Below are 2,603 nucleotides of genomic sequence, written 5' to 3' on the forward strand. Positions count from 1 at the left end.
TCACATTCAATGATTAATTTTCCTTTAGCTTTCTCTGAAACCTTGAGTTTTCGAGGCGTTTGGGCGTATTTATTATTTATATAATTTTGCAGCCAAGTTGGAGAAACCCCGACCGAACCAGCAATTCCAGCGAGAATTTTTTTTTAAAAAAAAGTTTATCTATAGCATTTCTTAGAAAGATGAGGTATAGTATAACTGACTTAAACGGAGTGAAAAATATAGAACCTCAAAATGTTATACAGCTCTAATTAAATGGGGCGCTCTTCGAGCAGTAGTCCCTCGACCCGCAGCAGTCACTAGAATGACAACTATCTCAAATTTTAGCAATTATCACGCATTAGTAAAAATGAAAACTTATTCGATTGATTTTAGACAAAAAATTATGGATGTGTACCATAATGAACCGCTGTCACAAAGAGCAATAGCTAACCGTTTTTGTGTAGCCCTAAGTTTTGTCCAAAAATTGGTTAAACAGTATCGTGACACCCAAAATATTGCTGCTCGCACTGAGCGATGTGGAGTCAAATGAAAACTGAATGCAGAACAACTGCTAATTTTAGCGGAATTGATTGAAGCAAACAATGATGCAACTCTCGAAGAACTCCGTTATTTACTGTACCAAAAAATTGGTTTTACCATCAGCGTAGCAACTATGGGAAGAATGGCAAAACTCTTAAACATGACTTTGAAAAAAAACTTTTTTCCCGTCAGACAAAGGCACTGACAGGGTTCAGAACCTGCGATACGAGTTCGGGCAAAAAATTAGAGAAGTTTGTTTCAAAGACTTAATATTCATTGATGAATGTGGAGTAAACTTGGCAATATTTAGGTTATATGCTCGGTCTCTAAAAGGTTCAAGAGCCAAGGAGCCAAAACCGAATAAACGCGGAAGAAATGTCTCAATAATTGGAGCTATATCGGTCAAAAAAGTCCTAACATCAGTCAATTTAATAGGTACAACTGATGGAATTACATTTGAGGCTTTTATTATCCGAAAATTAGTACCAAAGTTATGGAAAGGTGCTTGTGTAGTAATGGATAATTGTACTATTCATACCGGAGAAGAAGTAGAAAAAGCCATCCAAAAAAAAGGGGCCAAATTAATATACTTGTCGTAACTGCTCAATAACCGCTGCTTGGGGTATCCGAGCTAAGTAGTCCCAGAACGCTAGCCAATAAACTTATTTCTCTCCTTGGCAATTGGGCTTCAAATATGGTTTGGTAGTAATAAATATGTAGTGAAATTTAATTACAGTAATTGAATACATAGGATAATTTTATAACTCACACAATCAAATTTTGTGACTTTAATATTTCTTGACGCGCTCGAATGTAGATTGAGTTACAGTTATGCTATCATAAGTAACTCTTGCTGGAATCCGTGGTATCTGCCAATATTAGTTTAGTCATATAATATGCTACCCTCACGACCAAATTGCCCTGATTGTGGTTCAAATCACATAGTTAAAAATGGTAGAATTCATAATAAAAAACCAAAATACAAATGTCAAAGTTGCGGTCGCCAATTTGTCGAAAATCCGACCAAGAAAGTAATTAGCTCAGCAACAAAAGATTTAATAGATAGACTTCTTTTGGAGAAGATTTCTTTGGCTGGTATAGCTAGAAGCACGGGTGTTTATCAAAAATGGTTACAGGATTACGTAAATAATAAATATGCCTCAATCGAACGCACAGTGAAGGTTAAACCTAAAAAAAAAGTCAGATTGAATGTTGAATGTGATGAACTGTGGTCATTTGTAGATTGCAAAGAAAATAAGCAATGGGTGTGGTTAGCAATGGATCATTACTCACAACTTAAGCTAAAAGCACTATTGTCAACGAGTAAAATTACTCATCTTTTACCTGTTGACCCCATTAACATATGACTCCATTTATTCCTTTATTATTGAAAAAAAATTGTTCGGGACTTCTTTGAGTTCCAGGGAAAGGAGAAATAATTAGCCTGACATGAGGTTTTCGTCGTCGCTTAACAATCCCTAAATCTTGATTTTTATCGGAGGCAAAATACTTAACTAGGTCAGAAGCTAATCCTTTTTGATATGCCACAGAAAAATGATACATCCCCCGATAAATCATTTCTAATGAAACACGTTCAATTGGCACTCCTAATTCATCCGCAACGGCATCTCCTAAATCTACTAAAACCGCATAAAATAGCCAAGTAGCCCAGATTTGAAGCTTGATTCCGTTTAATGAACCTGTCCATAAATATCTGAGATTTAATAATCTTTTTACTGTACAAAATGCCGATTCTATTCGCCAGCGTCTTTGATATAAATCTGCTACTACATAGGGGGGCAATACTTCGGGTTCTCGGACACTTGTTAGATAAGAGCGCCAGGAAGTCTTGGAGCGAATTTGTACTAATCTTATAGTCAAAGCTGGTGTCTGTTTTGTGCCTGCACCTATTTTAATTATCTGGTCTTTGACATCATAAGTATTGGTTAATACCCGCTCGATTTGATAAGATGCACCTTTTTTAATTCGAGTGATAAATCCAATTTTTTGGTAACCGTTCAGGGGGGGTAGAAGAGAAATAGCCCAAAAAGCGGAGAAAATCTGATAAATTAAGTGACATGGAA

The 2,603-nt window shown here is 36.1% G+C and carries 2 protein-coding genes and 1 pseudogene; 2 read left to right on the top strand and 1 reads right to left on the bottom strand.

All coding sequences use genetic code 11. The features are described from left to right. Positions 1-794 precede the first annotated feature (794 nt). Both QUB44_RS31325 and QUB44_RS30415 read left to right on the top strand, forming a co-directional pair. Positions 795-1,118, top strand: coding sequence for a transposase (locus tag QUB44_RS31325; RefSeq protein ID WP_445299940.1), 324 nt, complete (start codon positions 795-797; stop codon positions 1,116-1,118). A gap of 297 nt (positions 1,119-1,415) precedes the next feature. After that, positions 1,416-1,802, top strand: a pseudogene (locus QUB44_RS30415) (IS1 family transposase); the annotation flags it as partial. Positions 1,803-1,875: 73 nt separating this feature from the next. On the opposite strand, the gene QUB44_RS30420 reads toward QUB44_RS30415, so the two are convergent. Continuing rightward, positions 1,876-2,603, bottom strand: a 728-nt coding sequence (locus tag QUB44_RS30420) for a transposase (RefSeq protein WP_333373554.1), incomplete at its 5' end; no start/stop codon positions are given.

Origin of the sequence: Microcoleus sp. AT3-D2 (assembly GCF_036705715.1) — a bacterium.
Lineage (GTDB): Bacteria > Cyanobacteriota > Cyanobacteriia > Cyanobacteriales > Microcoleaceae > Microcoleus.